This window comes from Myxosarcina sp. GI1, assembly GCF_000756305.1.
GTDB lineage: Bacteria > Cyanobacteriota > Cyanobacteriia > Cyanobacteriales > Xenococcaceae > Myxosarcina.
This window is the reverse complement of record NZ_JRFE01000013.1, coordinates 58,153-74,654: the sequence shown is the minus strand read 5'-3', so window position 1 is coordinate 74,654 and position 16,502 is coordinate 58,153. Positions and strand designations below refer to the sequence as shown.

Sequence of the window (16,502 nt, the reverse complement as noted above, 5' to 3'; positions counted from 1 at the left end):
AACAAAATAATAATTTTTTTTACAAAAGTTTTGAATTGTTGCTAGAGCTTGGCTTAAAATTAATCTATATATATAAGTAAAAAAAATATAATTATTAAATAACTTTGTAACAATATTTTGACAATATAGTGCGTCTCTAGCGATTCAATAAGAACCATATGACCTAAATCGAGCAGAACTATAAACAATACAAAATATTAATTCTCAAGATCGACTTACATTAATGAATTATCGACAACAAAAGCTTAATACGGGAACGGCTTATATTCTCTGGATTTTTTGCTGTTTCGGTATATGTGGAATTCACCGCTTTTATTTGGGTAAAATTGTTAGCGGTTTATTGTACTTGTTTACTTTCGGTCTATTTGGTTTTGGACAGTTTATCGATCTGTTTCTAATTCCTGGAATGACTGCTGAAAAAAATCGTTTTCTCTTACAGCAGGCAAAGATCGACGATTTAACAAATATAGTTAACGCTAATGAGGCAATACTTCAAGGGCAGACTAAGTCGGCTTTGGCAAAGTCAGACCCTATGTTAAAGTTGCTACAGGCTGCTGCTAGCAACAACAACGTTCTTTCTATCGGTCAGGCAACGATCGCAACCGAACTACCTGTAGAAGAAGTAGAAAAACTACTGCAGAAAGCTCTAAAGCAGGGATTAGCTCATATTGATAACGACGAGCATACGGGAGCGGTGCGCTATTATTTTGATATTTAAACCGCACTTTCTTTTATTTTTGCCGACTATTAACTTTATTTATTAACAAATAAACTGCGACCGCGCCAAGCTGTACTGACATTAATAAAAAATAACTTACTACTAAAGAATTAAAGTTTTCAGCAGTTTTAAAAGAAATTAAAAACGCTCCCATAGCAGTGTAAGGAAGTAGACGTATCCAGCTACGGTGTAAAAATTTGGGAGAGCGGTTTATTCTATTTTTCATTAAAAAAATTGCTATTAAAATGAAAATTGGCGCGATTGCCCAAAGAGCAGCGGCAAAAGCGATCGCTTTGTTTTTTAACTAACTTTAGTTTAATCAAAAATTCCCCATGAAGTTTACGCAGCATACAAAAACATTGTCAAACAACGTATCCCGTCAGCTCCAAATCATTGGTTTACCGTAGCATTGACTTTAGCTATAGGTGGAAATATTTGGACTACAGATAATAACTTTCTTAGATATTGAATTAAGTTGTATCGGGATGACAGGATTTGAACCTGCGGCATCCTGCTCCCAAAGCAGGCGCGCTACCAAGCTGCGCTACATCCCGTAGAAGGCTTTATTAGTATAGCTTAATTTTTAACCAAAGAACTCAAACCCCAACTAATTTATTTTTTAGTCAGGATACCAAAACATTCCTTTGATTCCTTCTGGATCGAGAATAAATCCCAACCGTCGATAAAAATCTACCACGTGAGGATCGGCAAATAAAGTAATATTGCTGATATCGGCTTTTCTCAATCTGTCGATCGTAAATTTCATCATTGCTTTTCCCAAACCACGATTTTGAAAACCAGGATCGACAACTACATCCCAAATAGTTGCATTAAAAGCTCCATCAGAAGTAGCACGAGCAAAACCAATCAAACGGCGTTTTTCACCATTGATTTCCCACATCGAAACTACTAAAAAACTGTGCTGAATTGCTTTTTTTACTTTACGTAAGGGACGGCGAGCCCAACCGACACGATCGCAAAGCTCTTCTAATTCATATAAGTCTATATTATCTCGCTCGATGCTAAACGAAATTTGAGACTCCGAAGCATACTTGCCATTCGCTTTTGGCTCACCATTGAGTTCGGAAAACTCTGAGGTAGCTGCGGTATTTGAATTACTAAACAACTTTTTCCAAAAGACCATGCCGTGGGGCGATAATGTTTGATGTTTTTAGCAAACTGAAGATATGTTTGGTATATATCTCAGTTATCATAGTTCAATTTTAAGCTTAAAACGGGTTTATTTTTAAATAATATGCGCCGGTGACTTTTTCATTCGCTCGAAGCAGTCACTTTTTAAGATTGCATTTTAGTCAAGACAATTGTATCCGAACCAGCTGGTTTTAATATTTCTTAATGTTTTGCTCGTTTAAAAGATAATTGTTAGCTAGCCGTCTAGAGACAATAACCAAGAAGTAGTTTTATCGGTCGATTGCCAAATAAGATACCGCTTTTTTAGTTTTAAACTTAGTGTGTCATTATGTTAGATCTAGACGGCAGCCAGACAATTAACAAATTTGTAATTAAAGAGTTTGACTCAAAACATTAAGATTTTTCAGATGAAGATGTATTGTCTTCATTTTCTGAATTATCCCGAGTGCTGTTATAGTTTCTCCTACTCTTTCCAGAATAACGAGAAGTTGTTTTGCGATATTTTCGAGCATTAACTTTATTTCGCTCTGCTTTTTCTTTTTTGGCATTACGTCGTTTAGCCATATTAACTATATTAATTCCTCATTGAGACAACAAAACGCTTCAAAAAGACAGTTTTTATTTTTAATTTTTTTTTCGAGCTTTAGCAGCTTCATTGAACGCGACTTAGTAGATTAAAATTTTTAAACCCACTATTTTAACGGCTACTGCCACGATCGCAATTTCCGCGCATACTTCTATGCTCGATTTACCCCAGGTTTCAATTGCTCGATATCTTTAGTTTGGAGCGCTCTTCTTGGCTATTTCTCCCAAAATAGAGTCAATCGCACAACTAATATTGTTATCGCTTTAAAATCGAACTACTTGTAAGTTTTTAGCTTCGATAACCAGTTGAATTTAGATGGGATGGGGTAATTTGATAATTTCTAATTACTTAGAATATATTAACGTAGAGCGATCGCCTCCTCAATCATAATTTGGCATTTACTGAAGACTTTGGAGACAAGTACATTAATACTAACCCAAATTGCCGTTAGTTCTTCTTAATTTTCATATAATACTGTAGCACTTTTAAAGAGATTGTACGCAAATAGAAAACGCCTTTTAGCTTGTTAGACGATAAAAACTGACATTTATCAATGAACAGCGAAAAACGAGCAATAAACAACGAGCCAGCTCTCAGTTTATTTTTTATTGTAAAAGAGGTTAACTCCCATCGATCGCCGATGGCTTAAAAGTTCAATATTAAACAAGCGTTGCCAATTGATAAAGATGGCAATTAAAGTAAAGTTTATGGCTGGAGGTAGATGCGATCGCCGCGCTAAACTATCCATCATACACTTACTTTATCTATTAAAATGGGGCAATTCTAGCTACTAAACTTTTTAAAAACAAGTATGAAATTTGTTACCGAACCCTCAATAGCGGTCAAAATTGCCAGAATGAAGCAAAGAGTGCGGTGGCAAGAGTCAGCTATTAAAGAACGAGCGATCGACCAAACTCAGTTGGTCGTAGACGATCCCCAAAGCAACAGCCAAGATTTTTCTTTTTTAGTAATTGGCGATAGCGGTTGTGGCGAGCATCATGGTCATAGTCCTCAGAGAAAAGTAGCACAAATGATGCTAGAACATGGGCATGAAGCTGATTTTGTCATACATACTGGAGATGTCGTCTATCAAGTAGGTTCAAAAGAGTTTTACTATCAAAACTTTATCGCTCCCTATCAAGAATTATTAGTAGGGGGAGAATCACCAGAGCAGATAGCTTACGACCGCATGGTATTTAAACTGCCAATTTTTCCCGTACCAGGCAATCACGACTATTACGACTTACCATTAGTTTACGGAATCTTAGCCAAAACAACCAAACCCTTACGGCGCGTATTTGGTTCTTACTTAGATATTGATGTAGGTTGGCACGGCTCTTATGAAGGTCAGGCTTATGCCAAAGCATTTTTAGATTATTTACTAGACCTCGAAGCTAGTCACAAACTAGGCGAGCATCTCGACCGCCACTACACGGCTAAATTTCAAGACAGACGGTGTCTGAGCTATCAACCAGGTAAATTTACGCGCTTGCCCAACCGCTACTATAGCTTTCGTTATGGTGGTATTGATTTTATCGCTCTCGATTCTAATACTTTTGACGAACCACCGCCAATTCCCGATACCAAAGAAGGCAGAAAAATTCGTCGTCAGCTAGAAGCGCGTAGAGAAAAACTAGAAACTCAAAAGCAGAAAATTTGGCAGTCAGTAGCCCAACTGCGTCGAGACTCGTCAGAAGAAGATGCCGAACGATTAGATGATTATCAAGGTAAGCTCAATCAGATTGAAGAAATGCAGCGCGACATTGAAAAAAGATTGAGAAAAGAAAAAATTGCCACCGACCACGAACAGTTAAGCTGGCTGCGAGATAAACTAATTGCCTCCTGGCAAGACGAAACAGTGCGGGGACGAGTTATTTATTTACACCATCCTCCTTACGTGACCGAAGCTACCAAATGGAATCAGGGACAAACTTTAGAGATTCGTCATCATTTGCGGCAAGTTTTAGATGAGGTCTCGCAACAGCTAGGAAAAACACCTTCAGAGCGTCCGCTGGTAGATTTGGTTCTATCGGGTCACGCTCACTGTCTAGAACATCTCTACACCGAGGATACAGGACGCGCCGATTCTTATGTAAACTGGATTGTTTGCGGCGGCAGCGGTCATAGTCTGCGTCGTCAACGACCACAAGGAGCAATTCTACAGGAAACTAGAGAGGGGAAGAAACTTCAAGTCGCGCAATCACTTTTATTTGTCGGTCGTAATGGTCACGGTTCTAACAAGAAAAAGCCCTATACTTGTTTGCAGATTAAGGTTGGCAGGGGCAATCCGCCAAAATTTATCGTCCAGCCTCTGGTAGTCGAGCGATCGCGACATAAATGGCACAAATACCAGCTCGATAGTTTTACAGTCTGAAATTACCCAACATTCAAATATTTATTTAAAATTTCGCAGCAATTTCCCAATATACATTACATACTTTGGATATTTTATTATGAATCGTTCGGCTTATTTGATCTACAATCCCGTTGCAGGACAGGGTGACTCAGAGGCAGAGCTAGCAAAAATTGAGGAGCTATTGTCGTCAAAAATCGATTTAAACGTACAATTTACATCTGAAGTTATTAGTGCCAATCTGCTAGCTCGCGGTGCTTTAGAACAAAATGCTCGGATGATTATTGCTTCTGGCGGTGACGGTACCGTTTCTCAAGTAGCTGAGGCTCTGGTAAATACAGGAGTTCCTTTGGGTATAATTGCTCGCGGTACGGCTAACGCTTTTGCCAAAGCTTTAGGAATACCAGTTAATATAGACGAAGCCTGTGAGACAATTTTAACTGGAGCAACTCGTACTATAGATACGGGTTTGTGTAACGACAAACCAATGGTTCTGTTAACTGGTATTGGGTTTGAAGCCGAAACAGTAGATGATACTGAGGGTCAGTTTAAAGAGCGTTTGGGAATGATGGCTTATGTAGTGTCTGGAGTCAAGCAGCTACGAAATTTTCCTCAGTTTGAAGCTCATATTGAAACTGTCGAAGAAACAATTACCGTTAACGCTACGGCGATTACGGTTGCTAACACTGCCCCCAATACTTCAATTTTGGCGCATGGACCTGCGGGTATTATTCCTGACGATGGTTTATTAGATATTACCGTTGTCTATCCCGAAAATTGGGCTGGCGCGATCGCCGCATCTTATAATTTGATGAAAAACGCGCTTAAAGACGAGCCTGTAGATAGAGAAGACATAAGTTATCTGAGGGCTAAATCGATTAAGGTAACTACTAATCCACCACAAAAACTAGTTTTAGACGGCGAAGTTATTGGTAAAGAAGAAATTGTAACGGTAAAATGTTTGCCTCATAGCTTAAAGGTATTCGTTCCCGAAACCCTGTAGCGATCGCGCTTAAAGTATTGGACTTAAGAGCTACTGCTATATGGTAGATTGAGAACAAAAGCCAAGACAATATATATGGAAGCTCAACCTACCCAAACAGAAAAACTGATTAGGATGGCAGAAGACGAACTAGCAATTTTTAGTCCCGATAGTCAGAAAATAGAAAGACTGCGCCGAAAAATTGGACTATCTGTTTCTCCTTCACAACAAAAAGCAGTCAAACAAGAATTAGCCGCTCAAATGCCAGAAGGTTTTATTAGCAAACTCCTTGAAGAACAACGTCAGACAATAGCTTTACCTTTCTGGGGAATTGCTGGTTTGGGTTTGCTGTTGGGAATTTCTTTTCGACAGCCAGTAGATTTTCTCGCTCCTGCAATTGCTTTTCCGCTGGCTATTACTATTCAACGCCAAGGCTGGCAGCTACAAGCAAAACGCCTCGTACTTAAAACTTTAGCCGAAATTGAAGCTAGATCCAAACAGACTGAAGAAAGTAAAAGTAGCAGATAGCAATTAACAACTGAAAACCATATAATCCCAATTACGGAACTGGGACTATTAATTCTAAAGCCTAAAGCCTACATTTTACATACTTGATTTTTTTTCAAACACACTGTAATTTATATTTCAATGGTTCATTTAATGTCCAAACGTCTAGCTCGAAATGAGCAATTCGCTATTTAATCTTTTATTTACAAACTTTCTCTAAAGGTCGTTTAGTTCATAAGCTACTCTTAAGGTTGTTTATCGTTGTTTAGCTGGTAGTCGTGGTCGTAAGCAAGCTTTAATTGCTGTGGCTCATCGGATTCTGATTGCTTTCTATTAATTGAACATCAGAAAGCATTAAAATAACAAAAAATGACCGAACGACAATCTAAAAATAACCTGTTGACCTATCTGAAGTAAAGCAGCCTTCTAAATTTATCGAACGAGAAGCTGAAAAAACAGAATTTGAAACGGTTAAGTCGAAACAAGATTTTACTTACGAACGAGAAGCAGAAAATAAACTCGCTCACAAACAAAATATTACTTCATTTATTCCTGGTGGTAGTACTAGTGAAGAGTTAGAAAAATAAAAATAAATTCGTCTATTCTTAAAACAGGTCTATTATTTTATTTATCGCTTACAGGCTTATCTTTACCCAAAACCAACCAGCCAACTGCTATAGACAATAGACCGACACCAATAAATCCGAGATCCCATGCCTGTTGATAAACTCCTGGTTTGACATGATGAATTTGTAGGAGGTGATGACTGAGAATACCTTCTACTACATTAAATAAACCAGCACCAACAGCAAAAGAACCAATAAAAGTAGAAGTAGACAAATCCACATTATCTCCTTTGACAGCTAGCCAGAGAACAATAATGCCGCTAAGAGTCATTAACCAGTCAAATACATGGAACAATCCGTCGCCTAATGTGTTTAGTTCCAACCCAGCTATTGTTCTGGTACTTTCGATATTGGAAAACATATGATGCCATTGCAATAGCTGATGAAACACAATGCCGTCAAAAAATCCGCCCTGTCCCAAACCTAATAATATTCCAGCAATTATTAAAGGTCGGCGATTTAAACGGCTATCTATTTTCATTTTTAATTAAAATAAAATGCTTTAAATTGGAAAAATTTTAACTGATTTAATCTATAAAAGTTGCTCGTTGTATGAGCTTTTTAGCAATCGTTGTCTTTTAGTTTTGCTACTAAAAAATTAGGAACGATTTGTTCGGCAAATAGTAATTACTATTTAATTAACATCTTCGATCTTAAAAAGAGATAAATAGTTTAGATATCCGTCGGTAGCAATATATTTAGTAGATTGCCGCTAATATTCTTTTTGACAGGCTTTTATATCCGTTTCGCTAGGCAGACGAAGTATTTCCAAGCGATCGCCTTCTAGTTTAATATATCCCATACGCGCAAATCGATCTAACCATTTTCTCATTGGCAAAATCTGCCACTTATCATAAAATACTTTAGCATTACTAACTATTGCCTCTAAATGATTGAGAGGCGGATCGCAAGCAGGATGAAACTGATGATATGCTAAGGCATTTATTTTGTACAAAGGAATCCGATGCAAACGAGCAGTAAAAGCGAAGTCGGTGTCTTCTCCGCCATAGCCTATGTATCGCGAATCGAATCCACCGAGCTCTATAAAAGTTTGTTTATTAATACCAAAACACAAAGACCAAAATAGTTCGTAGGGATGAGATATTTTATTATTTCCCATGATGCGATCGCCGTGTATTTTGTTTGGTGAGGATAAATCTAATAAATTTTTAAATGTCCGATCTTCAGCGTGCCATCCCGATCGCAGATAGCGAACCGAACCTTGATATAGTGCCTCTTCTCGATTTAAATGATAATTAAAATTACTAATTAAATTGCAGTCGCAAATGCAGTCCACATCGAGAAAAATTAGCTTTTTCCCCGTTGCTATTTCTGCTGATTTAGTGCGTGCTGTCGCTAAAGGCAAACGGTTATCTGTAAAGATAGTATCTGTTTTAACTTTAAAAAATGTCTGAGGTAAATCGGGCAGGCGATCGTTCATGCATACGATTATTAATTCGTCAGGTTGTAGTGTCGATCGGTTTAAACTTTCTACTAAATTTTGCAAGTGCAATTTTCTTTTGGCATAAATAGTACAAACAGAAATGTTAGACATTAGCGATTTTGTAAGCGAGCCAAAACGTTAAATATTAATTTAAAAATATACTTTATATTTAGCAATAATCTTTAGATATAGTTTATCTTTAGTTAAATTCAAACCAGAGAATGATTGGTAATTAATTTTGTTTTGCTTTGATGATCTTAAATAACGTATTGCAAAGATCGGAGATTAATTATGGCTTATCAACAATTAGAAGAATTACCAAATGAAGTAACAGAAAAATTACCGCAGCACGGACAGCAACTGTTTATGAATGCCTATAACGCTGCTTCTGACGATGGAATGGATGAAGCGAATGCTACTAAAGTAGCCTGGAATTCTGTCAAAAACAGTTACGCAGAAGACAAAGACGGCAAGTGGGTATCGATTGAAAACTCTAAGACCGATAACAGTAATATTATCGGTACTGAAAAAGAAGGTAGCGATCCTATTGGCAACCGTGAAAACAATGCTGGAACCATGCGTGGTGGTTAAAGCCAGGCACACTTATCGACTAATCTAACTAAGATGAAAATAGCGGTTTTGGGTCATCGTAGGTTTCCCATTAAAGAACCTTTTGCAGGTGGGCTAGAACGCTTTACCCATAATATAGTAAAAGGGTTACAACAAAAAGGTTGTCGGGTTACGTTATTCGCTCATCCCGACAGCGATCGCAGTTTGAATTTATCTCTCGAACCAATTATCGATACTTCTTTTTGTCTCAATTCAGAAGAAGAATCTCACGAAGCCTATCTGAATATTATGGACTATCTGAGCGAAGCAGACTTCGATTTGGTTCACGATAATTCTTTAAACTATTTCCCCATAATTTTAGAAGATAGATTGTCGATACCTTTGGTAACAACTTTACATACCCCGCCTTTTTCTCGCTTGCTGAGTGCAGTTAGATATCGAGAAAGAAAACAGCGGGGTTACTATATTTCTATTTCTAAATTTAATACTAGTTTGTGGGATTTGGAAACAGAGAGATTGACAATGATTCACAATGGTGTGGATGTCGATGTTTTTACCTATTCCCAGAGTGTAAATAATTATGCGGTGTGGACGGGAAGAATTATTCCCGATAAAGGAACGCATTTAGCTATAGAAGCGGCACAAAAAGCCAAAATAGATTTATTAATAGCAGGAGCGATTGACGACTATCCTTATTTTGAAACTAAAATTGCACCTTATTTAAATAAAGGAGTCGAATATGTCGGACATCTAGCACAAGCCGAATTAGTTCCATTGTTGCAGTCAGCCGCAGTAACTTTATGTACGCCAACCTGGTTAGAACCTTTCGGCTTAGTAGTCATTGAAAGTCTTGCCTGTGGTACGCCAGTTGTAGCATTCGATCGCGGCGCGATTTCGGAAATCTTAGATAGTCAAACGGGAATTTTAGTAACTCCAGACAACACAAAAGAGATGGCAGAAGCAATAAAAAAAGCCAAACATTTGTCTCGTCATGCCTGTAGAGCTAGAGTTTTAGAACGATTTAGCCTGGAAACCATGTTAAATAAATACATTCTGGCTTTTGAATGCATTGTCGATAAATACCAGCGAGAAAAACATGCATCTTGGCTACTACATACACCTCCACGGTAGCGGACACGCTCGCAGGGCTAAAGCAATCTCTCAACATTTCGATTTACCTGTTACTTTTATTGGCACTGGTGTCAGTCAACATAACTGGGAAGGGGTAGCTAACTATCAGCTTTTAGATTTACCTCCCGACAAGATAGAGTATGTCCCCAAATTACCGATTAACCAGAATTGTCAGACTCATTCTTTTCACTACGCTCCTTACTATGCTGCAACCTATCGTCAAAGAGCGGTAAAAATAGCTAATTGGGTAGAACAAAAGCAGCCAACGGCGATAATAGTCGATGTATCGGCAGAAATAACCCAATTTTTAAGATTTTTAGGAGTACCAGTCATCGGAGTGCGGCAACACGGCGAACGCTCGGACTTGCCTCATGTCTGTGGTTACGATGCGGCATACAAACTCTTTGCTACCTATCCCCAGCTTCTAGAAGTCCCTCAAACACCAAACTGGATAAAAGCTAAAACAATTTATGCTCCTGGTTTTTCTCGCTACTCAGAGCGTTGTTTGACCAAATCTGCTGCTAGAGCCGAGCTAAATATCTCTCCCCAGCAACAGGTAGTTTTAGTACTCAATGGCAGAGGTGGAAATTGTCATTCTCTAACAAAAATAGCTGCGGTTGCCTCGGTAACACCAGACTGGTTGTGGTTAATTGTGGGTGAAACCGATAAAGAAGGTGGCAGTTTACCGCATAACCTTTGTAGTTTGGGTTGGTGCGAAGATACCTATTTATATCTTAAAGCTGCCGATGTGGCGATCGCTTCTGGAGGTAACAATACCGTTATGGAAATTGGTACTGCGCGAATTCCATTTTTATGTATACCTGAATTTCGCCCCTTTGACGAACAAAAAATCAAAGCCAAGATTTTAGAACGGCTTGGTTTGTGTTTGGTAGCCAATACTTTTCCCGACGGTAATACAATAAAAACGCTTTTAGCAAGATTGAAAACCCTCGATGTGAGTAAGTGGAACGAAATTATGGCTGTTGATGGAGCGGCACGAGCAGCTAAAGCGATTGAATTAGAGATTAAATTATTAGATAGTTATTTGAGATAGCTAAGATTCTTTCGTTTATTAACTTCGTTTAGAAGCGATCGCAGCTGGTAATTATTACCTCTGGCGCGATCGCTGTACAATTTCAAAAATAAACCAATCAGTCTTCAATGATGTCGCGAATAAACATTTTTTGCTCTTTCGAGCGATCGCCTAAAGAGCGATTGGCAACCAGAGAAACTTCTATGGCTACACCTGGCTGAAGAGATTCTGGGGGAACGGGTAATTTACCCAATTCTAAAGTAAAGCGATCGCCTTCGCGAATAATCGCCTCGGCAGGAACCTCACCACTATATTTAGTTTCGTAGTCGTACACTCGACGAAACCTGGCTTCTTCTGAAGAAGGACTAACTCGATAGGCGATGGTAAAGTCTGTATTTAAGACATCAGATTGGTTAGCTTTATCTACTATTTCCCATTGAAGATTGCTACCATTTCCCGATACTCCTTTGCTGGTTAGTCTAGTGACATTTTTTTCTTTAACGGCATTAAAAACAAACAGTTCGGTAACTTTATCCTGTTTGAGGGTAGTGGTTTCTAACCAGAGATCGTCTGGTAGCGTAACGTTAGCATCATTTTCTCCTTTCAGACTTAAAGTCACCTCTTCATCGGCAAACTCACCTACAGGCTGGGGTGCATCCCAAACGACCAGAACCGTATGTTCATTGCGTGCTACTAATTCTTGGTATTCGTCCCTTAATATAGAACCTGGAGCAAATAATTTGGTCGCACCTGTTTTGGTTTCCCAAATATTTTTAGAGAGAGTCACCCCTCGCTCTTGAAGTTGGTTAATGGGAATTGCAGCTTCAGGTTGGTCTGGCGCGAGAGATTTTTCGGAGTTAATTAAAGTCAGCTTACCCAAACGCCCTTCTCTACCGTCGATACCTTCTCTGCCTTTTCTGCCAGAATAACCATCAAGACATTGAAATTCGCTAGTGGTGCAGTTATAGTCGGGACTTCCAGGTTTACCCGTACAAGTTTCGCGATCCCAATAATTAGTATCGCACTGACAACCGCTGCCGCCTTCTCCTCCAGCACCAGGACTGCCACCTTCTCCTCCAGTAGCAATTACGTAGATCTGCTGGAGATTGCGTTTATCGGTAGTATAGACGGTTAATTCTCCACCATTACCACCCGCACCACCGTTACCGCCGTCGCCACCATTACCGCCGTTAGAACTGCGTATATCTTTGTTTAAATCTTTGGGCTGCTCATCGCAAACAGCATTGGTACCCTTACCACCAACCCCACCAGGATAACCATTTTCTCCAGACAAATCTAAAGTCATTGGCGAACCGTCTGCAAATACAGTAAGGCTATCGCTATTGCGTCCGTCCTTGCCTTTAGCTCCCGTCACTCCCTGTTCTCCAGGTTCGCCATATTCTGTTACCTCTGCGGCGATCGCCTTCCAGCAAGAGGCAGTGTCGGAAGTGGGAACTATTAGTTGGGGTATAGCCAGAATAGCCGTATAGATCGATAGTTTACCTAAAAGACTCAAGCGCATAATAAGGAAAATTAGCTTCGGATTGTATTATTGCTATTTGTGTATGGCACAATTTTTATGTTTTTGGGGGAAATTTTAAGCAAATATTTACAATTGAGTTATCTTTGGCAACCTAAACTATGGGCGATCGGTAATAATACTTAGGCTTTTATCGCAATAATTGTCTGTTCGGGCAAAGCATTGGCTTGTATTTGTGCTGGCGAGGCATTGCCTTGCTCCTACACAACCATTTCTCCCGTAATACTAAAGGCGCGAGATTCGGTAATTTTTACTCTGACGGTTTTTCCTTCTAACTTTTCAATCTTTCCAGGAAAAAAGGTCAGACGGTTGCCTCTGGTTCTTCCCATTACCTGTGAAGGATCTTTGGTGTTTTGTGCTTCTACTAATACTTCTTCGACACGATTTAGATAGCGATCCGAACGCGCTGCGGCGGTAGCTGCTACTAAATGATTCAATCTTTGCAGGCGATCGCTTTTTATTTCCTCACTTATTTGATTGTCCCACAAAGCTGCTGGCGTACCAGGACGAGGAGAATATGCCGCAGTATTAATTAAATCGAAACCAATATCCTCAACTAACTTTAAAGTATTCTCAAACTGCGCCTCGGTTTCACCTGGAAAACCTACTATAGCATCGGCACTAATAGCCGCATCGGGCATATATCGGCGAATTGTATCGATAATGCGGCGGTATTTTTCGTGGGTGTAACCCCGCTTCATTGCCTTGAGAATCTCGTTATCTCCAGACTGAAAGGGAATGTGAAAATGTTCGCAAACCTTGGGCAACTCGCTGCAGGCACGAATCAATCTTTCCGTAAAATAGCGAGGATGACTGGTAGCAAAACGCAGGCGTTCTACACCTGAAACATCGTGGACGTAGTAAAGTAAATCCGTCAGAGTGTGTTTGTGTCTGCCTTCTGGCGTACTGCCTGGCAAATCTCTACCGTAGGCATCGATATTTTGACCGAGTAGCGTAATTTCTTTATATTCCTGTCGTCCCAATTCTTCCATCTCGGCTTTAATTGCTTCTGGAGTCCGAGACTGTTCCGTTCCGCGAACGTTGGGAACGACGCAATAGCTACAGCGTTCGTTGCAGCCGTAAATAATATTTACCCAAGCTGTAACGCTACTGTCGCGACGGGGTTTGGTAATATCTTCAACGATATGAATTGGTTCGGTAGCTACAACCTGATTGCCATCGTATACCTGCTGTAATAAATCCTGTAAACGGTTGGCGTGTTGGGGTCCCATAACCAGATCTAATTCTGGTACCCGTCGCAATAGCTGCTCTCCTTCCTGTTGTGCCACACAGCCAGCTACAACTAAAGTTAAATCTGGTTGCTGATGTTTGCGTTTGGCTTGTCTGCCTAAATAAGAATATACCTTTTGTTCGGCATTATCTCGAATCGTGCAGGTATTATAAAGAACTAAATCGGCTTCGTTGGGATCTTCTGATGCTGCAAAACCCATAGTTTCCAAAATTCCAGCCATCCGTTCGGAGTCGGCTTTGTTCATCTGGCAACCAAAGGTAACAATATTATATTTTTTAGTAGCGTTATTCATTTACTATAATGAGTTACTTAATATTGCGATAGATCTATCATCTTAGTATAAGAAAAACTAGAAGCGGTCTTGTAGTCATTTCTTGGAAATGATTGTTAGCGGTTAGTTAATAATTAGTAGCGATCGCGTCTTTGTAGCGATTGTCTGGAAAGTCAAGTGAAAATTTCTGGCAAGCGATCGCCATTCACAAAATCGCTGTTTCTAAAACTGCAAATAGTACATCAGTTGCGCGATCGCCCGACCATCTAACTCTAAACGACGCTGTAAATCTGCCAAATTAGCATACCCCTGTTGTTGACGCTCTGCAACCATTTTCTCGGCTAAAGTCTTGTCTACAATTGGAATTTGAGCAATTTCGGCTAACGAAGCGGTATTGGGATTTACTTTTTGCGGACTTAAAGGACTGAGGCGATCGTAATATTCAAACTGTAATATCGGCTCTAGTGGCTTCAAACGTTGGACTGGTAAGCTAATAGCGGCAGCAACATCTTCAATACACAATAGCTGTACTCCCATACCTACCAAATCTACCAGCGATCGCGCCTGATGAATTGAAAAACCAGGCAATCTCAACCAATCGTCAATACTAGCCTGATTGACATTAATTTTAATCCCTAACTCTGCCGCGATCGCAACTTCTGTAAGTGACTGAAAGCGATAATAAGGATCGTTTAAAATGCGGTTTCTAATTCCAATCTGCGACCAATTAAACATTATTATTGGCTAAAGATAATCTGATATCGCCTGTACGGGCATGGCAATGCTTTGCCCCTGCCGACCTTTTTGTCAAACAATGCGATCTAACAACTTACGGCGTTTTTGCTCGAATTCATATTCGCTAACCAAACCATCCTGACGCAAACGCTCTAATTCTCTAATTGCGCCAGCGACTGTACTTATTTGCTGAGTATCGTTGGTATTTAACTTGCGGTTGCTATTGCCGCTAAATTGGAGTTGAAACTGCTCTGAATCCTGCACCAAATACCAAACAGCATCAATAGCCGAAGCAATACGGGGTATTGGAGTAGACCATAACAGTAGATAAATAACTCCCCATAATGGCTGACCCAAATATATTTTATGCAGTCCTGCGATCGGAAGTATAGTTCCACTCAAAGCCAAGATTGCTGCTATTCGTCGCTCTTTACGATGCTGAAATAGTTTATCTAATTTATCTAATAAAGACATAAATAAATTTAGCTCTGCTATTTTTCCCGTTCACTTTAACTTATCTTTTGGCGATCGCGACTATTGCATACAAAAATAATTATATAAGAAAATATAATATATAGATTATGTTATGCCAAACAAAAAACGCATTGATTTTAGTATATGATTAATCTGTAATTATCTAAATATATTATGTTTCATGCAACTCTACATCAACTAAAAGTATTTGAAACAGTAGCGCGTCATGGCAGTTTTACCCGCGCCGCAGAAGAATTATTTATTACTCAGCCAACTGTTTCCAGTCAAATCAAACAACTAACTAAAGTAATCGGATTACCTTTGTTCGAGCAGATTGGCAAAAGTCTCTACCTTACAGATGCTGGCAAAGAACTGCTGGCTACCTGTCAGGACATTTTCGAGAGATTAAACAATTTAGAAATGAAAGTAGCCGACCTTAAAGGTACAAAACAAGGAAAGTTACATTTAGGCGTAATTACTACTGCTAAATACTTTATTCCCCGATTATTAGGTTCTTTTTGCAAGCAGTATCCTGGTATAGATATTGCCTTAAAAGTTACCAACCATCAAGAAATTCAACGGCGAATGTTGGAAAATCAAGACGATTTATATATAGTTAGTAATCCACCACAAGATATAGATTTACATAGTAAACCTTTTCTCGATAATCCTTTGGTAGTAGTTGCTTCAAAAAACCATCATTTAGCAGAGAAAAAAAATATTTCTTTGGATAGTCTCAACGATGAGCCGTTTATTATGCGAGAAAAAGGCTCTGGTACTAGAAAAGCAATCTATCAACTATTCGATCGCCACAATATATCGGTCAAAGTAAGATTAGAATTAGGCAGCAATGAAGCGATCAAACAAGCGATCGCTGGAGATTTAGGTATATCAATTTTGTCAGAACACTGTTTAATTTCTGAAGATGGTTCTGGAGATTTAACAGTTCTGGATGTAGAACATTTCCCTATCGAACGTCGTTGGTATGCGTGTTGTCTGGCAGGCAAAAAACTATCGGTTATCGCTCAGACTTTTTTAGAATATCTTTTAGAAGAAAGTCCCAAAATGTCTTTTCCGCCTTCGAGCCTTTTAGCTAAAGTTAAATAGTAAATATTCTTCTTGTATAGA

General features: G+C 39.2%; 19 protein-coding genes and 1 tRNA gene. 9 read left to right on the top strand and 11 right to left on the bottom strand.

Features of this window, described 5'->3' with window-relative positions:
* The first annotated feature begins 223 nt into the window (after positions 1-223).
* Positions 224-718 carry a TM2 domain-containing protein gene (locus KV40_RS06890; RefSeq protein ID WP_036479278.1) on the top strand — a complete coding sequence of 165 codons (495 nt, stop codon included), beginning with the start codon at positions 224-226 and terminating at the stop codon, positions 716-718.
* 13 nt (positions 719-731) lie between these two features.
* On the opposite strand, the gene KV40_RS06885 is transcribed toward KV40_RS06890, so the two are convergent.
* On the bottom strand, positions 732-944 hold the full coding sequence (locus KV40_RS06885; protein WP_036479274.1) for a hypothetical protein: 213 nt from the start codon (positions 942-944) through the stop codon (positions 732-734).
* Between the two features lie 99 nt (positions 945-1,043).
* Here KV40_RS06885 and KV40_RS37255 point away from each other — a divergent pair, with 99 nt between their 5' ends.
* A complete protein-coding gene (locus tag KV40_RS37255; protein WP_081942796.1) occupies positions 1,044-1,187 on the top strand; it encodes a PIN domain-containing protein in 144 nt (47 codons plus the stop codon).
* A gap of 11 nt (positions 1,188-1,198) precedes the next feature.
* On the opposite strand, the gene KV40_RS06880 is transcribed toward KV40_RS37255, so the two are convergent.
* The 4 genes from KV40_RS06880 to KV40_RS34715 all read right to left on the bottom strand — a co-directional run bounded on the left by KV40_RS06880 (position 1,199) and on the right by KV40_RS34715 (position 3,207).
* Positions 1,199-1,272 (bottom strand) — tRNA-Pro (locus KV40_RS06880).
* Positions 1,273-1,337: 65 nt separating this feature from the next.
* Positions 1,338-1,862, bottom strand: coding sequence for a GNAT family N-acetyltransferase (locus KV40_RS06875; RefSeq protein WP_036479271.1), 525 nt, complete (start codon positions 1,860-1,862; stop codon positions 1,338-1,340).
* Between the two features lie 401 nt (positions 1,863-2,263).
* The gene (locus KV40_RS35655) at positions 2,264-2,434 is read right to left on the bottom strand and encodes a hypothetical protein (RefSeq protein ID WP_172657246.1); all 171 of its coding nucleotides are present in this window, start codon (positions 2,432-2,434) and stop codon (positions 2,264-2,266) included.
* A gap of 620 nt (positions 2,435-3,054) precedes the next feature.
* Positions 3,055-3,207 carry a hypothetical protein gene (locus KV40_RS34715; protein ID WP_156113966.1) on the bottom strand — a complete coding sequence of 51 codons (153 nt, stop codon included), beginning with the start codon at positions 3,205-3,207 and terminating at the stop codon, positions 3,055-3,057.
* Positions 3,208-3,267: 60 nt separating this feature from the next.
* On the opposite strand from KV40_RS34715, the gene KV40_RS06870 reads away from it, so the two are divergent.
* The 3 genes from KV40_RS06870 (at position 3,268) to KV40_RS06860 (ending at position 6,319) form a co-directional block, all read left to right on the top strand.
* A complete protein-coding gene (locus KV40_RS06870; RefSeq protein ID WP_036479269.1) occupies positions 3,268-4,830 on the top strand; it encodes a metallophosphoesterase in 1,563 nt (520 codons plus the stop codon).
* Positions 4,831-4,909: 79 nt separating this feature from the next.
* The gene (locus KV40_RS06865) at positions 4,910-5,812 is read left to right on the top strand and encodes a YegS/Rv2252/BmrU family lipid kinase (RefSeq protein ID WP_052055432.1); all 903 of its coding nucleotides are present in this window, start codon (positions 4,910-4,912) and stop codon (positions 5,810-5,812) included.
* 75 nt (positions 5,813-5,887) lie between these two features.
* Complete coding sequence (locus KV40_RS06860) at positions 5,888-6,319, top strand: hypothetical protein (protein WP_036479268.1); 432 nt, start codon at positions 5,888-5,890, stop codon at positions 6,317-6,319.
* A gap of 603 nt (positions 6,320-6,922) precedes the next feature.
* Here the strand turns inward: KV40_RS06860 and KV40_RS06855 are convergent.
* Together KV40_RS06855 and KV40_RS06850 are read right to left on the bottom strand one after the other, a co-directional pair.
* Positions 6,923-7,405, bottom strand: a complete 483-nt coding sequence (locus tag KV40_RS06855; RefSeq protein WP_036479266.1) for a DUF2243 domain-containing protein — start codon at positions 7,403-7,405, stop codon at positions 6,923-6,925.
* Between the two features lie 231 nt (positions 7,406-7,636).
* Positions 7,637-8,479, bottom strand: coding sequence for a glycosyltransferase family 2 protein (locus KV40_RS06850; protein WP_052055431.1), 843 nt, complete (start codon positions 8,477-8,479; stop codon positions 7,637-7,639).
* A gap of 180 nt (positions 8,480-8,659) precedes the next feature.
* On the opposite strand from KV40_RS06850, the gene KV40_RS33175 reads away from it, so the two are divergent.
* Genes KV40_RS33175 through KV40_RS06835 form a run of 3 tightly spaced genes read left to right on the top strand, consistent with a single transcriptional unit; the run spans position 8,660 to position 11,123 of the window.
* Positions 8,660-8,959 (top strand): ChaB family protein, encoded by a 300-nt coding sequence (locus KV40_RS33175; protein ID WP_072013788.1) that lies wholly within the window; start codon positions 8,660-8,662, stop codon positions 8,957-8,959.
* 33 nt (positions 8,960-8,992) lie between these two features.
* On the top strand, positions 8,993-10,069 hold the full coding sequence (locus KV40_RS06840; RefSeq protein WP_052055430.1) for a glycosyltransferase family 4 protein: 1,077 nt from the start codon (positions 8,993-8,995) through the stop codon (positions 10,067-10,069).
* Entirely contained in the window at positions 10,035-11,123 is a 1,089-nt protein-coding gene (locus KV40_RS06835) for a hypothetical protein (RefSeq protein ID WP_036479264.1), read from the top strand. The genes KV40_RS06840 and KV40_RS06835 overlap by 35 nt, the downstream gene beginning before the upstream one ends.
* Before the next feature lie 97 nt (positions 11,124-11,220).
* Here the strand turns inward: KV40_RS06835 and KV40_RS06830 are convergent, their stop codons facing one another.
* From KV40_RS06830 to KV40_RS06815, 4 genes are all read right to left on the bottom strand, one after another.
* The gene (locus KV40_RS06830) at positions 11,221-12,624 is read right to left on the bottom strand and encodes a hypothetical protein (RefSeq protein ID WP_036479262.1); all 1,404 of its coding nucleotides are present in this window, start codon (positions 12,622-12,624) and stop codon (positions 11,221-11,223) included.
* Positions 12,625-12,842: 218 nt separating this feature from the next.
* A complete protein-coding gene (gene miaB, locus KV40_RS06825) occupies positions 12,843-14,186 on the bottom strand; it encodes a tRNA (N6-isopentenyl adenosine(37)-C2)-methylthiotransferase MiaB (RefSeq protein ID WP_036479261.1) in 1,344 nt (447 codons plus the stop codon).
* 201 nt (positions 14,187-14,387) lie between these two features.
* A complete protein-coding gene (locus tag KV40_RS06820) occupies positions 14,388-14,900 on the bottom strand; it encodes a ComEA family DNA-binding protein (RefSeq protein ID WP_036479259.1) in 513 nt (170 codons plus the stop codon).
* A gap of 72 nt (positions 14,901-14,972) precedes the next feature.
* A complete protein-coding gene (locus KV40_RS06815; protein WP_036479258.1) occupies positions 14,973-15,374 on the bottom strand; it encodes an NINE protein in 402 nt (133 codons plus the stop codon).
* A 174-nt stretch (positions 15,375-15,548) separates the two neighbouring features.
* Here KV40_RS06815 and KV40_RS06810 point away from each other — a divergent pair, with 174 nt between their 5' ends.
* Complete coding sequence (locus tag KV40_RS06810) at positions 15,549-16,481, top strand: LysR family transcriptional regulator (RefSeq protein ID WP_036479255.1); 933 nt, start codon at positions 15,549-15,551, stop codon at positions 16,479-16,481.
* Positions 16,482-16,502 lie beyond the last annotated feature (21 nt).

What these genes read in the sequence shown, in the direction of transcription:
- KV40_RS06890 (WP_036479278.1), top strand. Translation starts at nt 224, where the DNA reads ATGAATTATCGACAACAAAAGCTTAATACGGGAACGGCTTATATTCTC.
- KV40_RS06885 (WP_036479274.1), bottom strand. Translation starts at nt 944, where the DNA reads ATGAAAAATAGAATAAACCGCTCTCCCAAATTTTTACACCGTAGCTGG.
- KV40_RS06875 (WP_036479271.1), bottom strand. Translation starts at nt 1,862, where the DNA reads ATGGTCTTTTGGAAAAAGTTGTTTAGTAATTCAAATACCGCAGCTACC.
- KV40_RS35655 (WP_172657246.1), bottom strand. Translation starts at nt 2,434, where the DNA reads ATGGCTAAACGACGTAATGCCAAAAAAGAAAAAGCAGAGCGAAATAAA.
- KV40_RS34715 (WP_156113966.1), bottom strand. Translation starts at nt 3,207, where the DNA reads ATGATGGATAGTTTAGCGCGGCGATCGCATCTACCTCCAGCCATAAAC.
- KV40_RS06870 (WP_036479269.1), top strand. Translation starts at nt 3,268, where the DNA reads ATGAAATTTGTTACCGAACCCTCAATAGCGGTCAAAATTGCCAGAATG.
- KV40_RS06865 (WP_052055432.1), top strand. Translation starts at nt 4,910, where the DNA reads ATGAATCGTTCGGCTTATTTGATCTACAATCCCGTTGCAGGACAGGGT.
- KV40_RS06860 (WP_036479268.1), top strand. Translation starts at nt 5,888, where the DNA reads ATGGAAGCTCAACCTACCCAAACAGAAAAACTGATTAGGATGGCAGAA.
- KV40_RS06855 (WP_036479266.1), bottom strand. Translation starts at nt 7,405, where the DNA reads ATGAAAATAGATAGCCGTTTAAATCGCCGACCTTTAATAATTGCTGGA.
- KV40_RS06850 (WP_052055431.1), bottom strand. Translation starts at nt 8,479, where the DNA reads ATGTCTAACATTTCTGTTTGTACTATTTATGCCAAAAGAAAATTGCAC.
- KV40_RS33175 (WP_072013788.1), top strand. Translation starts at nt 8,660, where the DNA reads ATGGCTTATCAACAATTAGAAGAATTACCAAATGAAGTAACAGAAAAA.
- KV40_RS06840 (WP_052055430.1), top strand. Translation starts at nt 8,993, where the DNA reads ATGAAAATAGCGGTTTTGGGTCATCGTAGGTTTCCCATTAAAGAACCT.
- KV40_RS06835 (WP_036479264.1), top strand. Translation starts at nt 10,035, where the DNA reads ATGCATCTTGGCTACTACATACACCTCCACGGTAGCGGACACGCTCGC.
- KV40_RS06830 (WP_036479262.1), bottom strand. Translation starts at nt 12,624, where the DNA reads ATGCGCTTGAGTCTTTTAGGTAAACTATCGATCTATACGGCTATTCTG.
- miaB (WP_036479261.1), bottom strand. Translation starts at nt 14,186, where the DNA reads ATGAATAACGCTACTAAAAAATATAATATTGTTACCTTTGGTTGCCAG.
- KV40_RS06820 (WP_036479259.1), bottom strand. Translation starts at nt 14,900, where the DNA reads ATGTTTAATTGGTCGCAGATTGGAATTAGAAACCGCATTTTAAACGAT.
- KV40_RS06815 (WP_036479258.1), bottom strand. Translation starts at nt 15,374, where the DNA reads ATGTCTTTATTAGATAAATTAGATAAACTATTTCAGCATCGTAAAGAG.
- KV40_RS06810 (WP_036479255.1), top strand. Translation starts at nt 15,549, where the DNA reads ATGTTTCATGCAACTCTACATCAACTAAAAGTATTTGAAACAGTAGCG.